The organism is Sphingobacterium sp. LRF_L2, from assembly GCF_965644235.1.
GTDB lineage: Bacteria > Bacteroidota > Bacteroidia > Sphingobacteriales > Sphingobacteriaceae > Sphingobacterium.
Genome location: NZ_CBFFRI010000004.1, coordinates 454,200 through 476,606 on the forward strand (window position 1 = coordinate 454,200; position 22,407 = coordinate 476,606).

Sequence of the window (22,407 nt, forward strand, 5' to 3'; positions counted from 1 at the left end):
GTTATTATGGTTAATAAATTACTGTTATGCAGCTATTCTTTTTTAAATCAAATTGTCCAACAACAACTCTTTCCTGTATGGAATGGATGCCTGCGCTCCTAATCGAGTAACAGCAAGTGCAGCCGCTTGACAAGCAAATTTTGTAGCTTCCCGCAATCCTTTACCCTCAGAAAGTGCCACAGCTAGTGCGCCGTTAAACACATCTCCCGCCGCAGTCGTATCAACGGCTGCAACCTTTAAGGTTTCAACATGCCAAAAACCATCTTCAGATAGTACCACGGCCCCTTCTTCACCCAAAGTAATAATTACATGCTGTATACCTTTATTTTTGAGAACTTCGGCAGCCTTTCTTGCGCTGGAGATGTCTACAATCTTTACGCCGGATAACAACTCTGCTTCGTGTACATTTGGTGTTAACACATCAATGTAAGGGAATACTTCCAGAAGTGCTAAATTTGCAGGTGCAGGATTTACAATTACCCGAATGTTATTGGCATGACAGTAACATGCAGTCGCCTTTACAGTTTCCATTGGTATTTCCAATTGCATCAACAAGATATCGGATTCAGGGTACTCTTCTAAAATTGCCGACACATCATTTGGTTTCAAATGTGCATTAGCTCCCGGTGCTACAACAATACTGTTTTCACCAAATTCATCTACGGTAATAAGGGCTATCCCCGAGGGTTCTACGTCATCATCAAGCAATCCTCTTGTATCAACTCCCTCATCGTCGAATAGCTGGGCAGATTGTTTTCCAAAAATGTCTTGACCTATTTTCGCGATAAAAGCGACATCCCCGCCTAAACGTGCAATAGCAACGGCTTGATTTGCTCCTTTACCTCCAGGATTCATAAAAAAATCACCCCCTAAAACTGTTTCTCCGGGTTTTGGTATATGGGACGTTTTCACCACCATATCCATATTCATGCTTCCTACAACTATTATTTTGCGAATGCTCATGTTATGTAAATTGTGTACTGGTTTATAATCTTTTTCAAACATAAAGGGAAAATCTGAAAAATATTTACCAAATTTAGCCCAAGCCAATAATCGGCTTAAGCTTACAAAAGCTAACCAATAACTATTAAAATATTAAAAAACAACACATTAAGTTTTTTAAAAATTACCATTACTAATAAATTTATTTATGATAATCGATGATTTAAACGTACTCGTCCAATCATTATCTAGATCCGAGCGTAAACAAATTCAAAAATCATGCGGTGAAGAGCCCTTAAAAAGAAGTTATTTCAAGCTCTTTCAATATTTGATAGATAATCCACAGAAACGGTCAAAAGAACTACTTCAAGACTTACAAATCGATCTTCCCTCTGTTCAAATTGATAGTGCCGCACAATATTTAATGAAACTCATCAGTGATCATCTTGTACTATGTCGAATCAATCAAGATGATTGGTACAAACAATATTTTGGAATTATGAAAGCGAAACTTTTTGCTGAAAGATCCCTGGAAAACCGAGCATTAACGGAACTTTCGAAAGTGGAACGTTTAGCCGATTCCCAACAAAACTATAACAGCCTACATCAAGCTTTCCGAATGGAACTCGCGATACACACCGCTAAGAACTTCGAAGGACTGGATGAACAGTTATTAGTGAACAAACAGATGAAAATAAAAACGGTCTTACAACACCAAAAGCAGTTACAGGATCATCTATCCTTATTTGAACTGCTTAGCTATCGATTCTCAAATAAGAACATCGGCAACAAAAAAGATAAAGATCTACAAGACCTAGTCCTTAACGAATTGAGTCTGTCTTCTCGAGGAAGTAAGCATTTATTTGAAATACAGAAGACCCATTTAATGTTCCAGTCTTTTTTCTTCATCCGGGCCACGGAGTATAATGCTGCACTTAAAATCTTCTATAAGCTCAATGTGCTCTTTGAACAGCACCCACAATTATGGAATAATCCACCATACGATTATCTATCAACATTAGATGGAATTTTAGATAGCCTGCGAAGCATCCGATTCTTTGATGAAATGAATAGTTTTCTTGAAATTCTGGAAGAACTATGCCGCAAATCGTACACCGAACATTTTGACCAACAGGCGGAACTTACCTTGTTATGCTACAAATTCAATAGGCTTGTTTCAGGAAAAGCTGCAGAACAAACCAAACTACTTTTCAAAGAAATTAACAGCAAAACTTCGTTGTTACAAAGCACATCAACATCAATCAAGACGATAGAATTAAATTTTTACATGGCATTAGCTGACTTTCTCGCTGGCAACTATAAAGACGCTAAGAAACGACAAAGGCAAATAAACGAAGCCATCTTCAAAGATCAGTCTTTACTCCGTGCATCACGACTGCTGTCTATTATTATCATGTGTGATATGGAAGAATCAACATTACTTGAATATGAGATTAGATCTTATAAACGGTATTTTAGTAAAATCGGAGGGCTATTAAAAACAGAAAAACTAATCTTTAAATTTATATTGTCTGAAGGCAAAAACAAAAGCAAATTTTGGAAATCGAGCTATTTCAGAAATATAAAAGCTAGTATTGAACAAATAACCCATGAAAAGAAAGAAATGCAGATAAACAAATATTACATGTTTACCGACTGGCTTCATAAACACTTAGCTAACTAACCATCGTTAAGCGCATTTAGAACCAAACAAGTCCGGTATGATTTGAATATCTTTACTTTCGAATACCATAACTAACGAAAACACAACCTGTTCATTATTGGACAACTTCTGTCCGAAAACGAACAAAAAAAGCCTCAAACAAACACAAACAACTATTTAGGTATACAAATAAATGAACAATTTTTCCTACAGAATAACCATTGGCTGGCAAACTTTCGCGATCACTGCTATACTTGCCCTAGTAATTACGATACTAACGGTGAGCTATCAATCTGTTAAAGCTGCTCTTGCCAATCCGATTGATAGCCTTCGCGATGAATAATTGACTAGAATACAAAAAAATAATAGTTACGGGCACCATCATTTAGATCGGTGCCCTGTTTATTGTATATTTAGATAAATATTTCGCCTTTCATGTAGAGCACAGCAGCACCTCCAATTTCTATCCTATTTCCCAAAAAACGGCAATGCAATTCACCACCTCTCTCCGACAATTGGTAAGCGGAGAGTTCGTTCGAGTTAAGTTGTTTTGACCAATAAGGAACAAGTGTCGTATGCGCAGAACCAGTGACAGGATCCTCATTAATACCAACTGCGGGACCAAAAAATCGAGAAACAAAATCATACCTTTCGCTACGCGCTGTCACAATTAAACCTCTAGCTTCTAAACTCCTTATTAACGTTAAATTAGGCTGCATCGTTGCTATTTGTTCCTCATTTTCGAAAACGAGCATATAATCTGTTTTACCTTTGTAAGCAGCGATAGGCATTTTGTCTGTTGCAGAAACAAGCTCCGATGTTAACGCTATTTCTACAAATTCGTCTGTTGGAAAATTAAGTACCAGTAGATTTATTTCACGGTTTACATATAAATCGCCGCTTCGCACAGAACAAAAGTGAATGCACTGCTTTTCATAATTTTCATAACAGTATATGATAAATGCTGCTGCAAGTGTCGCATGACCACAAAGATCCACTTCTGCAGCTGGTGTAAACCAGCGTATCTCAAAAAAATCATCCTTTGGAACACAAAAAGCGGTTTCAGACAGGTTATTTTCCTGCGCTATTTTTAATAAAATTTCATCAGACAGCCAAGCAGGTAAAAGACATACTGCTGCAGGATTCCCCTTAAAGACAGTATCAGTAAAAGCGTCAACTTGATAGATCGTCAACTTCATCGGTTTTTCGTTTTTGGTAAAGTTAAACCGTTGCCTTAATTCTCTAAAGATACAGATTTTGATTTTTTAAGGTCACAGATCATATCCATACAACATATCCTACCAATAATCACGAATTCGATGAAATATACCGGGCAATTACCGATCCTCATTAAGAAGCTCTCTTATTTCTGGCGCAATCGATCTTGGATCGATTCTCTCGGCAATTTGAAGATACTTTTGGGCACTATCTCTTTGGGCAGAATAAACATAACAGAATGTGAGCTGCGCATAAGCTTCAGCATTCTTTGCATCAATAGCGATCGACTTTTTTAAATAATCAGTTGCCTTATTCAACAACTCGCTATCTTCCGTCTGAAAAAATAACTGTGCATAACTCGTTGCAGCGCATTGCCAAACTTTAGCATTTCCAGCGTTAATTCCTAATGACATATCAAAATAAAGAAGCGACTCCTTAAATTTTTGCTGCTGACCTAAAATATTCCCAAATCCCCAATAAATGTCGGCATTTGTGCTATCAAGTAACCATGCTTGATTAAAACGCTTCATCGCCATATCAAGCTCTTGATCATAAAAATATTGCCAGCCCTTATCAATATAATATTTGGAAGCCTTATCTCTATTCTCAAAACTTTTATCACAAGTATTCAGAAAATCCTGATCTATCTTTAATTGTTCATCGCACTTTTTCAATCGTCCGTACATTGGAATCAAATTGATATTTTCAGGACAGTCAGGTCCTGCTGCACAACAGGCCATTATTAAGGCTCCAACGAAAAAAATATTCGGCAAGTATATTTTCATATGTAAATTATCTGTTTTTTAAAGGCCATATGGAATATTATTCATGTTATTTTTGTTTTCACTGGCACTCATGCTACTTCGTGGTCATTCGTGTTTGTGTTTTGTCTAACATGGAAATTTCATAATTATATCCATCTAATATGGATTAATATAAAAGTGATAATAAGGTTAAAGTATTTGGTAATGGAAATTAATATGCGCAATAGATTCGAGAAAGAGTTCTTTTAAAACGGACAGGTTGATATCAGAAAGCTTTTTAACATAAATACAAGCCTTACCCATTTTAAATTTCCCGAGATCAGCTAAAAGCTGTCTACTTTTTTCCGTATCCGAATAAATATAAAGTGAAAAAGCCGATTTTCGAGGAGAAAACCCCAGGATCGGAGCATCCCCTTCGTGACCGCTAGCGTATTTATAATGGTAGTTACCAAACCCGATAATAGATGTTCCCCACAGCTTAGGAGTATAACCGGAAATATCACTTAAAATTTGAAGCAATATCAAACTGTCCGCCCGTTTTTGATCTGTATCCGCAAAAACATCTATAAACTCACGAACATCATCTGATGTATATTGTTGGGTTTTATTTTTCGCCATCGTAGTAACAGTATATTACAAACACTTCCCATTATTCGGAAGTGACTGATCCTCAATCTTGGGCGCAGTAATCACTTTTGTCTGTTCTGTTTTGATGACCATCGAATAAGAAACGTTTGTTTTCACAACCGTCTTCGCATCACCGTTGTCGATAAAGATAGCATTAGTACCATCTGGATTTACAATCGTTTGCATGTTACCATTCTCAACCATAATCGAATGTGTACCATCTGGATTTACAATAGTCTTCATATTACCATTGTCAACCATAATCGAATGCGTACCGTCAGGATTCACAATCGTCTTCATATCACCATTGTTAATCACAGTAGCATGCGTGCCATCTGGATTTACAATCGTCTTCATATTACCATTGTCAATAACAATCGAGTGAGTACCATCAGGATTTACAACAATCGTTTGTCCGAAAAGCTGCATAAAACACGCTACGAACAATACTGTAAAAAAGGTTTTAATAGCATTCATAACGAAAAGATTAATTTAACAGGCCTACATATTCTTTCTTTTCTATGCTTTAAATTACAGTTTATTTTTGAATAAAAAAAACGTAAATAAATAGACATTACAGCAATTCAAGATATAACACAAAGAACATTCGGACAGGTACATACGATGGGCTCTAAGTAAACAATACCTAGAGCCCAAAGATTGCGATTGACAAGTTGCCTAATCACATAGCGGAACTGATCCCTGCTGCTGTAATTGATCAAAAAGTAACTTGATCTGACTCTCAACTATTCGATCTTGGGAAAGCGGAGGTAAGTTGTTTATAGAAAAATATTGTACATCCAATGTATCAAATGCTATTTTGAAATCTTTGCCGGCATCAGTTAACGAACACAAAAAAACCATCTTGTAGACATAAAACGGTTGAGGAGGATGAGGATGAACTTTTTTATCAAAAACAGCAATTAATCTTTCGACGTTAGCATGATGACCAATTTCTTCATAGATTTCTTTCAAAACCGACTCTTTTGGCGTTGAACCTATATCCGCCCAGCCTCCGGGAAGAGACCAACAACTATCCTGTTTCTCCTGTACGAGCAGCACCTCGTTGTTCTCATTCAAAATAAAAGCGCGAACATCAACTTTTGGTGTAGGGTAATCCACAACAGGAACATAAAAATCTTTAAACTTTTTAAGCTCCACTCCCGCCATATCAGCCATCAGTGTTAGCGTAATTTCTTTAAGTTCTTCATATCTCTCCCTGTTATAATCATCCTGACTATACACTAAGCCTGTATCAGCTAAAGCTTTCATCTTTTTTAAGGAGGTAAATAAGCTGTTCTGTAGTTCAGAAATTCGATCTCTCAAATAATCCGAAAATTCATCTACCGTATCAAAAAGATAGTCTGGATTTAAATTTGCGAGTGCTTCTCTATCTGTTGTTGATGCCCATGTCACAGCAACCATTGGAACCTCACAATTCCTTGCGGCAGTGATGTCTGATGGTGCATCTCCTACATAAATTACTTCGCTGGGTAGTAGCCCATAATTTTCCAAAATGTTGCGGATCCCCTTTTCCTTACTTGGTCCTTCGGGATTACCTGTCTCCACATGCTTAAAGTAATGACGAATACCAAACTTCTCCAGAGACAGATTCGCACTTCTTTCACCCTTTCCTGTAACCATTGTAATCAAAACTCCTTGTTGCTCCAAAAAAGAAAGTAAGTCTACGATTCCTTCAAAGCAATCAGGTACCATATCATGAAATTCGACATAAGAGTTGTAATACTGTAATAAGGCCCCTTCATGATGGTTTGCAGGAAGTAATGCTCTTATAGTCCCCTCTTCAGAAGGTCCGAAAGTAGCAATTATTTCCGCATCGGAAAGTACTCGGCCAGCTAATGGTTCGATGGACTCTTTAAAAGCTCTAATACAAAGCGGGAGTGTGTTTGCTAGTGTTCCGTCTAAGTCGAAAATCACCATCTTTAGTTTTTTCATATGTAAATTATTATTTATCAGTGTTAGATTCCATTGGAATACATGAGCTCGTTTCTCTCGGTTTGTTTTTTAAAGGCCATATGGAATATTACTCGTGTTACTTTTGTTTTCACTGGCACTCATGCCACTTGGTGATCATGCGTATTTGTGTTTCGTCTAACATGAATATTTCATCGTGTTTGTTTAAAATAATGTGACACCCTGAGCTATAAACGAGTGCAACAAATTATCCGTGGGAGGCAATTCTGTAATTAATGTTCCTATGTCGGCCATTGAACAAACATGGTAGGTAGATTTCCGGTGCAATTTATCCGAAGTAGCTACAGCAACCACACTATCGCTAACTTGGCAAATCATCTTTTTTACCATAGATTCTTCGGTAATGGGATCCGTGATTCCCAAATGAGCGTCTAAACTATGAACACCAAGCACACAGATGTCTGCCTGAATTTTACTATACTCTTCGTAGACCTTTATTCCTGTCGTAATCTGAGAATTGGTAGACAATGTACCACCAATAAATACCGTTTTAATATTTTCAGCTTGTAAAAAAAGGTTTGCAACAGGAAAACTATGTGTGAAGACTGTGAGCGCAATATCATGCGGCAAGGTCGCCGCAACCATAAAAGGTGTAGTTCCTCCATCAAAAATAACCGTCATACCCGATTCGAAGACATGCTGCGCTTTGTCGGCAACGACTTCTTTCTCCGGCGTAGCATATTTGGCTCGCCCCTCATAAGATATAGGCAACACCGTATTTACCGAGGCACCACCTTTTACCTTCGAAAGGAGACCTTTTTCTACAAGTTCATTCACATCTCGACGGATCGTATCTTCTGATACAGCAAGTAAACTACTCAGTTCTGAATATTCCACTTTCTGCTTTTTACGAAGCTCCGCAAGTATCACTTGATGTCTTTCTAAGCGGGAATATGATAAATTTTGCATATATTCTCAAATACAAGACAATATATGCAAAATTTTGAAAAAACATAAAACGAAGTCTATTATATTATATTAAAATCTCGATAAATTTTGCGTCAAGTTTATCCCTTCTGCCATTTTCTGTAAACAAAAGCTACATTAATGACAAGAGTGCTATCCAAGTAAAAGCTGCTAGACGGAGACGATCTAGTAGCGGCCAAGTATATGAACTGTTAGCCCCCATAAAGTTAATATCCTTTTTCTAAAGACACCTCATTCAAAAGAGGGCCCTCATCGATCATTCTCGTATAATTTTCGACCACCTGTTGTACAGAGGAAACCACATTAGTCATACTGGCAACATGAGGCGTAATAAAAATATTTTCACATTTCCAGAAAATATGATCCTCAGGTAGCGGTTCCAGATTAAAAACATCAAGATAAGCTCCTTTTATATGTTTGCTTTCTATTGCTTCCTGCAAATCATCTTCTACCACATGCCCACCTCTGCCTACATTAATAAGTACTGTACCTGATCGACATAATTTAAAAAAATCCTTATTCAATATCCCAGCAGTACTTTCGGTGAGCGGTAAGATATTAACGATAAAATCCGTATCATCAATAGCGGATTTTAATTCCTCCAAACCAGCGAAAGATGTCACATCGGCAATATCCTTCTTTGAGTTGGACCAACCTTTCACCCGAAAGCCTAACTTCACCAAACCTTCTGCCACATATTTTCCAAGTTCCCCTAAACCAAGGATCGTCACCTCTGTTTCTTCAATTGTTTTATAACGTTGTGGATTCCATTCCTTTTTAATTTTATCAACAGTATAAGCCGAAAAATTTTTGATAGCATGCATCAGACATGCCAACACATGCTCAAACATATCACTCTTTAACTTAGGATCAACAATTCTACATACGCGAATATGTTTGGGTAAACTTTCTGGTAACAAATGATCTATCCCTGCTCCAGATGACTGAATAACTTTTAAATTAGGAAAATCAGCAAAATAATCTACATGAGGCTTCCAACTGACAATAAATTCTACTTCGTCAAAATTCTCAATTTCCGGATAGATTTCTACCTTCGTTTCTGGCAAAAACTTTGAAATTTCAACTTGCCAATTCTGCGGATCTCTATTACTAAATATCAATGCTATACTCATCACGTTCTAATTTATACGAAAATAAACATTTATATGGAGCAATAGTTCTAATTATAGCCATATCAAACTATAATTAACTCATCCATACTGCGATTAACGCTCGACCTGTTCTTTCACAGATTCCCCGTAATAGTCTATCGACAATTTCTTGATTTGGAGCAATTGATACCATTTCCGAAAAGCGCCAATAAACACCAGCAACATAAGCAGCATAGCGACCACAGCTAAACAGGCCAATAAATATTGCTCTTGAGGCAAATAAATATCCCTGACCTGCAGATAACCTGCCCAAAATGTAATAAGAGCCATAAATATTCCAGGGATAGCTGCACATAGCGCATATTTTCCTCTGTTCATACGAATCAACATTGTCGTACACACAATCAATCCACAAGCTGCAAGGAGTTGATTGCTTATTCCAAAAAGAGGCCAAATACTACTTACATTCCCCGTATACACTAGATATCCCCAAGAAAATGTAAAAAGGAAACTACTAATCAAAAAGCCTGGTAACCAATTTTTGTCGTTAAAGCGAGGAAGGACACTTCCCAACATTTCCTGCAAGAAGAAGCGTCCCACACGTGTACCGGCATCAATAGCCGTTAAGATAAAAACGGCTTCAAACATAATTGCAAAATTGTACCAATAGGCCATCACATCATCCATGAATGGAATGCGATCAAAAATATGCGCCATCCCCACAGCAAGCGATACAGCTCCACCGGTGCGTCCATGCAAATCGATACCAATACGATCGATAAAATGTGGGAGATCGACAGTACCTAGATGAGGATTTGCGGCCAAAAAAGAAGGATAGCTAGCCACCGGTGTATTGATGGCAAAATAATCACCTGGAACCAATGTACATGCAGCTATAAGTGCCATTAAGGCAACAAATCCCTCTACTAACATAGCGCCGTATCCCACAAATAGGATTTCCTTTTCATTTGCCAACATCTTAGGTGTAGTCCCCGTTGCAATAACAGCATGGAAACCGGAAATGGCACCACAGGCTATAACAATAAAAATAAATGGTAATACCGGACCACCAATAACCGGACCACCACCATGTATGAAATTGGTTAAAGCAGGCATCTCCAACGTAGGATGAACAAAAAAAATCCCGACAGCAAGCATCAAAATAGTACCTATTTTAAGGTAAGTCGAAAGATAGTCACGTGGTACCAAGAGAAACCAAATAGGTAAAACAGAGGCTACAAAGCCATAGAGAGCCAACGCCACGGAAATGGTATTAACATCCCAATGGAAGGCCTGATTCAGCCACTCGTTCCGCATAAGGTTATGCCCCCCGATGATACCTGCAACCAACAATAAACCACCCAAAACACTAGCAAACATCACACTCCCCTTTCTATAGCGCATAATCAAACCCATCACAATCGCAATAGGCATGGTGATGATAACCGTAAATAGAGACCACGATGCTTCATGCATCGCACTTACGCAAGCCAGAGACAATCCTGCCAAAGTAAGAATCAAAATAAAGAGGACAGCTATTCCGGTAATCATTCCAATTGTTTTTCCTATTTCCTTTCGCGCGATTGAGGCTAAGCTTTCTCCTCGATGCCGTACCGAAGCAAATAAAACCACCATATCGTGGACACCCCCACCCAACACACAACCAATCAATATCCACAGGGTTCCCGGAAGATAGCCAAACTGCGCAGCTAATACCGGACCTACCAGAGGCCCCGCAGCCGCAATAGCAGCAAAATGATGACCAAATAACACATTCTTATTTGTCTTCACGTAATCGTGACCATCCGCAAATTCTACCGCTGGTGTTACGTTGAGGGCATTAAGTCGCAAGACACGATTTGCCAAATAAATTCCGTAGACGCGATAAGCGATTGCAAAAAGTAGCACCGCGATAAACACAAGTGTAAGCGCATTTACACCGTTTAAATATTCCATACGATAACTTCTATAAGATAAAATAACCCCTCTTTATTTATTCGATAACACTTGACCCTCACGCAACAAATACTGTTCAAGCTCCTTATAAGGAACCTCTTGTACCGCACAATCTCTTTCTATTGAAAGTACAGCACCCGCCGCAGCACTCTGTCCAAGAATCATAAAAACAGGTTCCATTCGGATAGATCCAAACGCAATATGAGAACTGGACACACATACCGGAACCAACAAATTCGTGCATTCTTCCTTTTTTGGAACGAGTGAACCGTAGGAAATTTGGTAGGGACCTGTTTTAGGTTTGACACCAATATCCCCTTCGTTTTGTACAAAGCCATCGCCTTTAACATACCGTTGTACATTATGAGAATCAAGCGCATAAGACCCCATACCTACGGGATCACTTACTACACGTTCATTAAACACATCGTGCTCCGTCATCACATGCATGCCAACCATGCGCCGTGCTTCCCGAATATACAATTGATGCGGCCAATTCCCATTATCCATGAATTCGTCCTTCGCCAAACCCCAGGACGACATTTCCTCCCGTACCTCCTGAGGCACCTTGGGATCCGTCGCCATGAAATACAGAAGCCCCTGCTGATAATCCTCATGTTGTTTGATAATTTCCTTCCTCCGTTCATAACTTGCCTCTGGATAGTCATAGTTCATACCTATAAAATCCGTACTGAAAGGTCCATGATTGTTCGTATCCGTTTTGCGGTTCGGAATAGGATCGAATTTACGAAAGGTTTCACGCCAACCTGATGCAAAAACCCGAGCAAGCAATTCATAATGAAAAGGATCATAATTTGGCGGCTTCCGGAAAGGTACACGATTTTCTGGATGATTAGTTAGGCACATCCGAAAGCAATATGCTTGCAAGCGATGATCTCCCTCACCATACTCACCTGGAAATTCAGTTGAAACACCATACAGCAGCCCACTATCGCTATCTCCGGGAGTAATATACGGACTAACAGGTTCCTTAAACCAATGGTCATGATGTAAAACATCAACCTGCACGCCATTCCACATTTCACCATAAATACGATTCGCTTCTCTTCCGACATGGTAACTTACACCCGCTGCAGCCATGAGATCACCTTCGTAAGTTGCATCAATGAACACTTTAGCAACATACGTATTTCCGCTCAACGTCGTAATGGAAACAATACGATCATTCATCTTCTTCACCCCTTGAAGACGATCCAACCACTCATTACGCCGCACATCCAGATTATATTCTTTAACATATTCCTCGAAAATACGTTCAGCAACATGAGGTTCGAAAATCCACATTGTACGCGCATCGCCATCAATGGCCAACGTGCCCTGGCCTTTATTTCCGTAATCCGCCTGTTGTTGCCACGGCCATGCTGCTACCTTCTGGTAATGCAAATAGACCCTGTGATAGAAATCACGTGACAAACCACCGATAACCGATTTATCTCCCGTGTCAGTAAAGCCAAGGCCGCCAGAGGAAAGCCCACCCAAATGCCTATCAGGAGATACAATAACAACTGATTTCCCCTGTTTTACAGCCTCTATTCCTGCGGTAATAGCTGCAGAGGTACCGCCATAAATTACGATATCAGTAGAATGGATCTGTTGGTCATTTCCTGCAAAACCAAGCAGGTAGCAGAAAGAAATGGAGAAAAGAAAAAAGTATTTTTTTTTGTTTTTCATCTTATAGAATTAACGTTGATCATCAACTGGTACAAGTAAAATCGCATTAGCGGCCACTAAACCATTCGCCCCGGCCGTACTAATCTCAACATATGGTTTCTTCGAACCACTTTCAATTGTATATTCACCTACCGAAACCCAGGTACTACTAGTTTGTCCTTTAATCTCTACTTTCCCGAAGTCCAACTTCTTTGTTTCCACTGCTCCTCCATCATAGACATTAATCGTACAAGTACTGCCACTCTCTGCCATTTTTGGGAAATACGTATAAAGATGATATCTCCCAGATTTAGCAGTCTCTGGTAAATGAAATCGGGCTTGTGCAGATCCATCTGCAGCTGCAGACTGCATATAAGACATTCCATACCCCTTTCCAATCCCTTGATCCCAAGATCCAACAAGGCTAACGCGCTCTTTATCTGAAACATGAACAAGAATATCTGCCAATCGACTATCTGCCTTTGGGTTAACTTCCAGAACCGATTTCAACTGTTGCACATCCACATCCTGAACAGCAGTCTTTCTATCTATTGCCTGACAGGCCGCGACCGCTCCCGACTGACCAAGAACCATAAACACAGGTTCCATCCGTATAGATCCAAAAGCAATATGACTTGCAGATAGACATACGGGAACGATTAGGTTAGAAACCTCCTGCCGTTTCGGCACAATAGCTCTATACGAAATAGGAAAAGGCAAAAAACCACCAACCTCCACATTACCTTCGTTTTTTACCATGCCGTTTACAACTAAGCGGTCACAATTGTGAGAATCCATTGTATACGCAGCGTAACCCACCTCATCAGTCACCAATTCCTTTCCCTGACAGTGCTGTTGCGTCATCACTAATTCACCAACTAAACGTCGAGCCTCACGTATATAAAGCTGCGGAGACCAATGTCCATTTTCTACGTACTCATCTTTCGGATACCCCCATTCTTGAAATTCTTTTCGAATAAAGTCGGGAACAGATTCATCACTACCTACAAAATAGAGCAAACCTTTCGTGTAATCCTCATGTGCTTTAATAATCTCCTCCCTCCGTTGGTAGTCAGCCTCTGGATAATCCCAGTTCATACCAATCATATCCGTAGAGAAACCATTTCGATTGTTAATATCTGTTTTCCCATTCGGCATAAGACTCCATATGAAAACATCATTTATTCCTTTCCACGGTTGAATTTCTTTCTGTCTTTTCAGAAGTTCGTAACGCCTAGCATCATAATCCTCTGGTTTTGTAACAGGTATTCTATTCTCAGGTACGTTGGTAAGGGTAATCCGGTAATTGTAGGCCTGTACTTTTTTATCCCCTGTACCTTTAGGCTCAATCTCTCCTTTACGTATCCCCCACAACAAACCGCTGTTCGGATTCCCTCGCTCAACATAGGGATCGATCCCGTTTGGAAATTGGTGTCCATCTAAAAGTTGAACACCGTTTAACGTCTCATTATAAGTTGCATTAGACTCCCGCCCAACATGATAAGACGCCCCTGCTAAAGCAAGTAAATCCCCCTCATACGTGCAATCTAAAAATACCTTCGCTGTAACACGCTGTATTTTACCATCGGTACCGCTAAAATCAGCAGACTGCAAAACCGCATCTTGTTTTTTAAGAGCCACTAGACGGTGCTTCAACAATTGCTGAGCGTCACAATCTTCCATATAGTTCAAAAAAATGCGTTCCGCAACCTTAGGTTCAAAAATCCACTGCTCGAAATTGCCATAATGTTTTCCGATCTTTCGATAAAAATCAAGCGCCAAACCACGGACAACAAACTTATTTCCGATATCCGTCATTCCCAAACCTCCCGAACTTAACCCTCCTAAACGGTTACCTGGATCCACCAATAATACAGACTTGCCTGCTTTTGCCGCGGTATAGGCCGCGATAACACCAGCCGATGTTGCACCATAGATACATATATCGACTTTTTGTATTTGTTGCCCTCTCAACGTAGAACAAAGAAAAATAAAAATATAAAGGATTAAATGTTGTCTTTTCATATGTAAATAATTATTTATAAGTGTTAGATTTCATTGGAATAAATGAGCTCGTTTCACTCGGTTTGTTTTTTAAAGGTCATATGGAATGTCCAGATTATCTTCGATGAGCCCTTCGGGGTTATTTTCATTCGTGTTTGTGTTTTGCAATCATGGACATTTCATATGTAAATTATTATTCATTTATTTCAACAATATTCACTCACACTTCGCATATTATTTTACGAAGCCTCAAGGAATAGGCAGATCATTTTAGTTATGCTTTCTTTTGTAGAACGGTATCAATTCCTAATCTTTTATCGTTATTCTTTTCATTAATACCCTGGATTTTGTTCCAAATTCGTATTCGTTACCACCTCTATATTCGGAATCGGCCAGAGGTAATCGCGATCTTTGTCAAATTTACGCGTTTCAATTACCCGCATACTGGCTCTGTTCGTCACGCCATTGTAATTGACTAATCCAGCAGTGCTGATTGTTGGCGCATTGCTCAAAAATCCTCGAGGTACCCTTCCGTATAGGGTAGAATTCATAAATTGCTCTGCAAGATTCCATCGACGCAAATCAACCAGACGAAAACCTTCGTTAGCTAGTTCATATAGCCGTTCCTTACGAATAAGTTCGCGCAACTGCTCCGTATTCTTACCGGGCGTTATAGGAGGCATATTTACCGTAGGCCGCTGACGTATTGCATTAATAGCATCGTACACCGTATTATCAACAGTGCCCGCCTCTAGCATCGCTTCGGCGTAGATCAACAATACCTCCGCATATCTCACCTGCGTAATATTCAATTCAGATTGCATCGTATAATCTTTATCCTGAAAATCCACATATTTCTTCCAGCAGTATCCCGAGAACGAAGCGTAGGCATTGATGGCATCTTGGTTATCAATACGAGATGCTGTAGCGGTTCCATAGCTATAGTTCCAACATTTAATACTGTCTTTATGCGTTTCGAATTGAAAGCCAAAGAAAATAGAACCTGGCAAAGCAACTGTATATCCGAGACGAGGATCACGATTCGCAAAAGGCGTTTCTGGACTATACAATGGCGATTTGTCTATCTCCAAACCGTCTGTACAGGTAAACGCGTCAACGAGAGATTGTGATGGTATTTTATTGGAAGTTCCTTGCGCATTCCTAGATAGAAAAGCACGTGTCACACCATGTGTGCGTGTATTCTGCAGACGTAAATATTGAAATGCAAAAATGATCTCCTTCGAACTCTCTCCAGCATAGCCAAAAAGTTCTTCAAAATCAGGATGGAGTTCGTATACCTGCAAATCCATCACCTCTTTAGCCGAAGCAGCTGCCTCGGTCCATTTCGCATGATGAAGTGCTGCACGCGCGCGTATCGCCAAGGCAGCTCCTTTAGTCGCACGTCCAACATCTGCCCCACCATAGGAAACAGGTAAATCAAGAGACGCCTCCGACAATTCACGCAAAATAAAATCTAAAACTTCTTCCTTACTCGATCGCGGAATATTTGCCTCACTGAGCGGCACCCGAGTCGTAACAAGAGGCACACCTCCAAAATAGTCAAGCAGATATTGGTATACAAAAGCACGAATAAAACGAGCTTCAGCCGTATATCGCTGTAAAAGAGCGGATGCCACCTGACCTTCCAATTTCCCGGTGTTATCCAATACGAAATTACATTTACCGATAATTTTATACGCATTGGTCCAAATATTTCTGGTGTAATCATTATTACTGTCGTGATCCCCCCTTCCTAACGATTGCAAAGGGGATGTGTTACGGTCCCAGCCAATATCCGTTGCATCATCTATTGTCAAATTTACAGGCATATCATCCGTCGGATGATAAACCAATGCACTATATAGGCCATTGACAGCCAATGTCAATTCAGCTTCATTTTTAAAATAGTTATCGTCGGATGGTCCCGAAAGAGGACTTCTATCGAGGTAACCGTCACAAGACGTCCCGATAACCAAACACACAGATAGTATGATTAAAAGTTGTTTTTTAATTGTTTTCATTTTTCGCATCTTTTAGAAAGTAACATCTAGACCAAACGTATACACTTTAACCTGTGGGTAAAAGTTACCGGTACCTACCGGTGCCTCAACATCATAACCCTCCCAGAAATTATCTATACTGAAAAGATTAGATCCATTTGCAAAAAGTCGAAGTTTTTGAATATGTAAACGATCACTAAGGGCCTGCGGAAGTTGGTAACCGATTTGAACGTTTTTCAAACGTAAATACGAAGCATCCTTCATCCAGAATTCCGAAGACTGTTGATTGTTATTCTTTCCAAAAGCCAATCGTGGATAAGCAGCGTTGGGATTATCTACGGTCCACCGATCCTTGTTATCTTCGCGTATTGTTCCCCCTATCGCTCCAGTAGTTGTGAAGGGCTGTATTCCAGACCCGTATAGATAGCCATCAGCCTTGCCTACTCCCTGAAGTAAAAAGCTTAGATCAAAATTTTTGTACGACAAGCTCGCATTCAACGCATAGGTATATCGAGGTACCGTACTTCCGATGATCACTTTATCTGCCTCGGTAATTATACCATCTCCATTTTGGTCTCTGTATTTAAGATCACCTGGCGCCAATTCCCCAAATTGGGTTGCATGGTCCTCAATTTCTTCTACAGATTGAAAATAACCTTCCGTTTGGTATCCAAATAATGAATAGATGGGATATCCTTCGCGATTTACGGTCAATCCGGTTTGATTAATTCCCCGCATATCCAATATTTTATTTTTCACATCGGAAATATTCAAACTCAAATTGTACTTAAATTCTTTTTGCCAATCACTTCGATAACCAAGAGAGACCTCCCAACCTTTATTCTCCACTGCGCCAGCATTCTGATAGGGTGCGTTCAAGCCCAAAATAAGAGGTATATCGAGTTGCAACAAGATGTCGCTCGTTTTTCTATGGTAGTAGTCGGCAGTTAACGTCAGGTTCTTAAAGAGAACAAAGTCAACACCAATATTACGTTCTTCTGTAGATTCCCAAGTAATATTAGGATTGGAAAGATCATTTAAAGCTGCTGTATTAACAATCTGATTACCTAGGGTATAAGAACCCAAATTGACCGCAGATACCGCAGGATAAGTTCCAATAAGCTGGTTGCCCAACCTCCCCCAAGAAACACGCACCTTACCTTCCGTCAACCATGATTTGGCTTCACCAAGAAATGCTTCCTCGGAAAATCGCCAACCCGCAGATGCCGAAGGAAAAAAACCATAACGGTTCCCTTTCAAAAAGCGCGAAGAGCCATCGTAACGTGCATTCAACTCCAATAGATAACGATCTTTAAAACTATAGTTCACGCGGGAAAAGAAGGATTGCAATGCCCATTCAGAAGCTGTTCCTGTAGCGGCTTGATTTAATGCAGATCCTACGTCAAGAACCTGATAATCCGGCAATACAAATATATCGCGAAATCCCTGCATGTTATCGATTCGGTAATCTTCCCGAGAGGCACCCACCAGCCAAGAAATATGGTGATTGCCAAAGGTTTCTTTTGCAGTTAATGTTGCCCGCATATTGTTATACATCTCTTGTGCATTGAATTGTGTCAATGACGATCGAACAGGAACCGCAAAACTAGCCGTGCCATCTGGATTGTACGATTGCACTACTTCACGAAAACTCTTGTTCACCTGAGTTGCGTATTTGGGCGCATAATTCACTTCAGCTGTTAACCAAGTTGTAGGTTTATAAATCACCGACGCATTGATACTTCCAAAAGGAGATTTGTTAGTCGCTATTCCACCATCCTGTGCCGCGGAAACAGGGTTATTTCCGTTCCAGCCCAACCCCCAACTACCATCCTCATTTCTAAACGATTGATTGGCAGGTATACTATTCATCCATTGAAAAAGGCTTTCAATACTTGCTGCAGGCGAAGTGATTATCGGATTAACATACTGTAGATCGACCTTGGCAGAAAACTTATCTGAAAACCGGATATCCATATTGTTCCGAATGGTATAACGTTTGAAGCCACTATTCAGGGTGAGTCCTTTTTGATCAAAGTAACCGAAGGAAGCCAGCATTCGCACTTTATTTGTCCCCCCATTAACGGTTAAAAAATGACTTTGTTGAAATCCAGAGCCTTGTAGAGATTCCTTCTGCCAGTCCGTATTTGGATAAGCGTCTGAACTGCCATCTCCCTGTTGCCGATAAGCCTCCAACAACTCCTCTGGATACAAGGCCGTACTCCCCACATTTGTGTAAGCTTCGTTGGTAAGCAACATGTGATCCAACGCATTAACAAGTTTGGGCATGTTCGTAGGCTTCTGCCAACCAACATAATTATTATAGGATAGCGATATTCGATCACCCGACCCGCGCTTCGTCGTTACCAAAATAACGCCATTTGCCGCACGCGACCCATAAATTGACGACGATGCTGCATCTTTTAATATGGAAACGGATTCAATAAGATTAGGATCAATATTGTTGATAGATCCCTCAATCCCATCGATCATAACCAATGGACCAGGGCTTCCCATCGTGCCAATACCACGGATTCGTATATCGCCCCCATCCGCTCCGGGCTTTCCAGAACGTTGCGTGATTGTAACTCCCGGAGCCATCCCTTGAAGTGCTGCAGAGGTTTGGCCAGCAGGACGTGCAGCAATATCTTCGCCAGAAACCGCAGAAACTGCCCCTGTCAGATTTACCTTTTTCTGAACACCATAACCAACAACAACAACTTCATCCAAATCGCTAACAGTAGCATTTAACGTCAATCTCACATCGCTAGTACCATCCACGATCTGTTCAGCAGATTGATACCCCAACAATGTAAAAACAAGTGTGGGGCGACTCCCATTTATCTGCAATTCAAAAGACCCATCTTGTTTAGAAGAGGTCCCGTTACTCGTTCCTTTCTCCATAATAGAAACGCCTTGCAATGCGGCCCCCTGTACATCTGTAACATGACCACGGATCACACGTTGAAGCACGGGAGACATCGTCGACGAACCAATCGTCCCAAGAGTTATTTTATTAAGTTCAAGTTCTTTCTTATGCGAAATAAGGATAGTCTTATCATCTAACGTATAACGGAGCGGCAGCCCTTTCAGCAGCTCATTTAAAAATTGTACCAACGTCACTTTATTTACATCGATACGCACAGCTTTCATCTTTTTTATTTCATTATAGTCGTATAGAACAACATAATCACTTTGTTTCTCAATCAATTTGAAAGCCTCCTCTAGGCGGATAGCACTAGATTTTAAGGTTATTGTTTGTGAAAAAGTCTCTGCTTTAAGTTGAAAACAACTTATGAGAAACAGGAGATAACAGACTTTAATAAACATAAGCAATTTTCGGATAGCAGGTATGTAAGTACCTTGGAACTGAAAAGTCCGTAGACTCTTCAATCCTAGATTTTTTTTCATAATATTGTAGTAAGTAAGGTTTATGATTCTGTTGTATGCAATGGTCCATAGGCAAAGCTATTGGGGAAGTGTCGTTACCACTTCCCTTTTGCTTTTCGCCAACAGCATTAAGGCGGCGTGTAAGCGGGTATCTTTTTCATTTTTTTAGGGATTAATGATTATCTATTTTACGGATCACCAGCTTTCTATCCGATGTTACCTCTCCTTTTACTTCAAAATTCTGTTCTAAGAACTGAAGAAAAGAGGACAGCTTAACACCTCTACTCATTTTACCTCCCAACTGTATATCCGGTATTTCACTTGCATAAATAATTCTAAGATCGTACCATCGACCAATCATCCGCATACATTCCTGCAAACTCATCCCATGTAAGTCCATGATACCATCTCTCCAAGCAATCGCAGACTCGGCATCCACATCAACTCGATGAAGTGTATTTTTACCTGTATTAAATATTGTCTGCTGATTCGGACGTAGGACGATTTCCTCTCCAGCTGCGTCCACCTTTAGCGACCCTGTTCGTAATGTAGTCTTTGTTGCCATTTCTTCCACATAGGCATTTACATTAAAAGATGTGCCCAATACGGTAATCTGTTGATTTGTTGTTGCAATGGTAAAGGGTAGTTTTGCATTGTGTGTCACCTCAAAATATGCTTCACCAACTAGTTTTACAGCGCGATCCTGAATACCAAAACTCGAATTATAGGCCAATTCACTACCCGCATTTAACCACACTTTAGTCCCGTCTGCCAACAGCAAATTATATTGACCTCCATAAGGCGTTTTTACTTGGATTTTTTGTGGAGCATGATCAATTGGCAATCTCTTACCGTTGGTATAATATAAACTGTCAGCCGAAAGAATAAGTTCAGACTGTGTACCATCTAGCTCATAGGATTGTCCATCCACCGAAATAACAGCTTTTGTTGTACCTGGAATAATATCTTCAGCTGAACTAACAACAGGTGCCACTTCTTCAGAAAGATCATGATAAAGGAAGTAGCCCAGGGTAAAGACCAAAGCAATAGCAGCTGCAATTCCTGCGATCCAAAACCGTCTATCACTACGCCGACTGGATTTTATAATTCTCCGGGAATCAATTTGATCCAAAATCCTTTGGTGGAGAATATCAACCCGTTCCTGAACGATATCTCCATCCATCGGCGTCGTATGCTGATCGAGCACAGAATGAATGACTTCTTCTAGCTGTTTGTCATCCAGATATTGAAGTGACGTAAATAACTTCTCCAGCTCGGACCGCTTCAGCTCTCCCTTTAAAAAGGCCTCGAAATACGCATACGTTTCTTTCTCTTGCTCCACTGTTGTTTATAATTTGGTGTAGATGTGTCATCACATTTCCTAACTATATACGAACGAGAACAAAAAACACACTATGGAAATTTTATTTTTTTTAGATCGTTGTGATAAAAAGAAAAAGAAAGCTGATAAGATAGTCGTGCGAGTAGTTCGCTACAATATAACTTCTGACATCTTTCATCGCACTAACCAACTGATTACTAACTGTTGATATCGATAAACCAAGAAGATCTGCAACCTCTTTATAACTTTTCTCTTCCAACTTACAGAGCGTCAGTATCTCCCTTCTTTTTGGAGTTAATCGTTGAATTGCCTCCTGTATTATGGCAGCTTTCTCTTTATTCAAAAGCGTCTCTTCGGCGTGAAAATAGAAACTAATCGAAGCAGCCCAAAGCTCCAGTTGCAATGCTTTGTCGCGCGTAGCTTTCCGGAACAAGTCTATCGCCAAATGATCTGCGATTCGGTATAGAAAAGTTTTAAATCCCTTATCAGGCTCAATAGCACTGCGTTTATCCCAAATTTTCAGAAACGCATCCTGCAAAATTTCCTCTACGTTCTCCGGATTTTTCACGATACGAGACAAACGATTATATAGCCCAGGAGCGTACATATGATATAACTTGCTAAAAGCATGTATATCACCATTGCTCACTTGCTGTAACAGCAACTGTTCTGCTATTTTGACATTTTCATTCATAACTGGTATTTCGAAGTTACAAATTTTCTTTATTAAATAACCATAGTTCACATTTTTAAGTAATTATCTTCCGAGCAGTTCGACATCGCTGATTCCAATAAA

17 protein-coding genes are annotated in these 22,407 nt (G+C 39.9%); 2 read left to right on the plus strand and 15 right to left on the minus strand.

Annotated elements, in window-relative coordinates:
• Positions 1-42 precede the first annotated feature (42 nt).
• Entirely contained in the window at positions 43-963 is a 921-nt protein-coding gene (gene rbsK, locus ACSZOX_RS10730) for a ribokinase (protein WP_437919953.1), read from the minus strand.
• Positions 964-1,150: 187 nt separating this feature from the next.
• Between rbsK and ACSZOX_RS10735 the strand changes: the two genes are divergently transcribed.
• Positions 1,151-2,626 (plus strand): hypothetical protein, encoded by a 1,476-nt coding sequence (locus tag ACSZOX_RS10735; protein ID WP_437919954.1) that lies wholly within the window; start codon positions 1,151-1,153, stop codon positions 2,624-2,626.
• Between the two features lie 172 nt (positions 2,627-2,798).
• Positions 2,799-2,948, plus strand: coding sequence for a hypothetical protein (locus tag ACSZOX_RS10740; RefSeq protein ID WP_437919955.1), 150 nt, complete (start codon positions 2,799-2,801; stop codon positions 2,946-2,948).
• Positions 2,949-3,018: 70 nt separating this feature from the next.
• Here ACSZOX_RS10740 and ACSZOX_RS10745 read toward each other — a convergent pair whose 3' ends face one another.
• The 14 genes from ACSZOX_RS10745 to ACSZOX_RS10810 all read right to left on the minus strand — a co-directional run bounded on the left by ACSZOX_RS10745 (position 3,019) and on the right by ACSZOX_RS10810 (position 22,305).
• A complete protein-coding gene (locus tag ACSZOX_RS10745) occupies positions 3,019-3,804 on the minus strand; it encodes a PhzF family phenazine biosynthesis protein (protein ID WP_437919956.1) in 786 nt (261 codons plus the stop codon).
• A 138-nt stretch (positions 3,805-3,942) separates the two neighbouring features.
• The gene (locus ACSZOX_RS10750) at positions 3,943-4,608 is read right to left on the minus strand and encodes a tetratricopeptide repeat protein (RefSeq protein WP_437919957.1); all 666 of its coding nucleotides are present in this window, start codon (positions 4,606-4,608) and stop codon (positions 3,943-3,945) included.
• Positions 4,609-4,776: 168 nt separating this feature from the next.
• Positions 4,777-5,205 (minus strand): DUF1801 domain-containing protein, encoded by a 429-nt coding sequence (locus ACSZOX_RS10755; RefSeq protein WP_437919958.1) that lies wholly within the window; start codon positions 5,203-5,205, stop codon positions 4,777-4,779.
• Positions 5,206-5,220: 15 nt separating this feature from the next.
• Positions 5,221-5,691, minus strand: a complete 471-nt coding sequence (locus ACSZOX_RS10760; RefSeq protein WP_437919959.1) for a hypothetical protein — start codon at positions 5,689-5,691, stop codon at positions 5,221-5,223.
• Positions 5,692-5,892: 201 nt separating this feature from the next.
• On the minus strand, positions 5,893-7,170 hold the full coding sequence (locus ACSZOX_RS10765) for an NUDIX hydrolase N-terminal domain-containing protein (protein ID WP_437919960.1): 1,278 nt from the start codon (positions 7,168-7,170) through the stop codon (positions 5,893-5,895).
• A 183-nt stretch (positions 7,171-7,353) separates the two neighbouring features.
• Positions 7,354-8,118: a DeoR/GlpR family DNA-binding transcription regulator gene (locus tag ACSZOX_RS10770; RefSeq protein ID WP_437919961.1), complete on the minus strand. Its 765-nt coding sequence runs from the start codon at positions 8,116-8,118 to the stop codon at positions 7,354-7,356.
• Positions 8,119-8,342: 224 nt separating this feature from the next.
• Complete coding sequence (locus ACSZOX_RS10775; RefSeq protein WP_437919962.1) at positions 8,343-9,269, minus strand: 2-hydroxyacid dehydrogenase; 927 nt, start codon at positions 9,267-9,269, stop codon at positions 8,343-8,345.
• Between the two features lie 93 nt (positions 9,270-9,362).
• On the minus strand, positions 9,363-11,204 hold the full coding sequence (locus ACSZOX_RS10780) for a carbon starvation CstA family protein (protein WP_437919963.1): 1,842 nt from the start codon (positions 11,202-11,204) through the stop codon (positions 9,363-9,365).
• 33 nt (positions 11,205-11,237) lie between these two features.
• Entirely contained in the window at positions 11,238-12,896 is a 1,659-nt protein-coding gene (locus tag ACSZOX_RS10785) for an FAD-dependent oxidoreductase (RefSeq protein WP_437919964.1), read from the minus strand.
• Between the two features lie 9 nt (positions 12,897-12,905).
• A complete protein-coding gene (locus ACSZOX_RS10790; RefSeq protein ID WP_437919965.1) occupies positions 12,906-14,900 on the minus strand; it encodes an FAD-dependent oxidoreductase in 1,995 nt (664 codons plus the stop codon).
• 311 nt (positions 14,901-15,211) lie between these two features.
• Positions 15,212-16,900 carry a RagB/SusD family nutrient uptake outer membrane protein gene (locus ACSZOX_RS10795; protein WP_437919966.1) on the minus strand — a complete coding sequence of 563 codons (1,689 nt, stop codon included), beginning with the start codon at positions 16,898-16,900 and terminating at the stop codon, positions 15,212-15,214.
• A 12-nt stretch (positions 16,901-16,912) separates the two neighbouring features.
• On the minus strand, positions 16,913-20,290 hold the full coding sequence (locus ACSZOX_RS10800) for a TonB-dependent receptor (protein WP_437919967.1): 3,378 nt from the start codon (positions 20,288-20,290) through the stop codon (positions 16,913-16,915).
• A gap of 151 nt (positions 20,291-20,441) precedes the next feature.
• A complete protein-coding gene (locus ACSZOX_RS10805; protein WP_437919968.1) occupies positions 20,442-21,611 on the minus strand; it encodes a FecR family protein in 1,170 nt (389 codons plus the stop codon).
• A 91-nt stretch (positions 21,612-21,702) separates the two neighbouring features.
• Positions 21,703-22,305 (minus strand): RNA polymerase sigma factor, encoded by a 603-nt coding sequence (locus tag ACSZOX_RS10810; protein WP_437919969.1) that lies wholly within the window; start codon positions 22,303-22,305, stop codon positions 21,703-21,705.
• Between the last annotated feature and the right edge of the window lie 102 nt (positions 22,306-22,407).

Coding starts and splice junctions, on each gene's coding strand:
- ACSZOX_RS10775 (WP_437919962.1), bottom strand. CDS start 9,269: ATGAGTATAGCATTGATATTTAGTAATAGAGATCCGCAGAATTGGCAA.
- rbsK (WP_437919953.1), bottom strand. CDS start 963: ATGAGCATTCGCAAAATAATAGTTGTAGGAAGCATGAATATGGATATG.
- ACSZOX_RS10745 (WP_437919956.1), bottom strand. CDS start 3,804: ATGAAGTTGACGATCTATCAAGTTGACGCTTTTACTGATACTGTCTTT.
- ACSZOX_RS10795 (WP_437919966.1), bottom strand. CDS start 16,900: ATGAAAACAATTAAAAAACAACTTTTAATCATACTATCTGTGTGTTTG.
- ACSZOX_RS10790 (WP_437919965.1), bottom strand. CDS start 14,900: ATGAAAAGACAACATTTAATCCTTTATATTTTTATTTTTCTTTGTTCT.
- ACSZOX_RS10765 (WP_437919960.1), bottom strand. CDS start 7,170: ATGAAAAAACTAAAGATGGTGATTTTCGACTTAGACGGAACACTAGCA.
- ACSZOX_RS10755 (WP_437919958.1), bottom strand. CDS start 5,205: ATGGCGAAAAATAAAACCCAACAATATACATCAGATGATGTTCGTGAG.
- ACSZOX_RS10780 (WP_437919963.1), bottom strand. CDS start 11,204: ATGGAATATTTAAACGGTGTAAATGCGCTTACACTTGTGTTTATCGCG.
- ACSZOX_RS10760 (WP_437919959.1), bottom strand. CDS start 5,691: ATGAATGCTATTAAAACCTTTTTTACAGTATTGTTCGTAGCGTGTTTT.
- ACSZOX_RS10735 (WP_437919954.1), top strand. CDS start 1,151: ATGATAATCGATGATTTAAACGTACTCGTCCAATCATTATCTAGATCC.
- ACSZOX_RS10770 (WP_437919961.1), bottom strand. CDS start 8,118: ATGCAAAATTTATCATATTCCCGCTTAGAAAGACATCAAGTGATACTT.
- ACSZOX_RS10810 (WP_437919969.1), bottom strand. CDS start 22,305: ATGAATGAAAATGTCAAAATAGCAGAACAGTTGCTGTTACAGCAAGTG.
- ACSZOX_RS10800 (WP_437919967.1), bottom strand. CDS start 20,290: ATGAAAAAAAATCTAGGATTGAAGAGTCTACGGACTTTTCAGTTCCAA.
- ACSZOX_RS10785 (WP_437919964.1), bottom strand. CDS start 12,896: ATGAAAAACAAAAAAAAATACTTTTTTCTTTTCTCCATTTCTTTCTGC.
- ACSZOX_RS10750 (WP_437919957.1), bottom strand. CDS start 4,608: ATGAAAATATACTTGCCGAATATTTTTTTCGTTGGAGCCTTAATAATG.
- ACSZOX_RS10740 (WP_437919955.1), top strand. CDS start 2,799: ATGAACAATTTTTCCTACAGAATAACCATTGGCTGGCAAACTTTCGCG.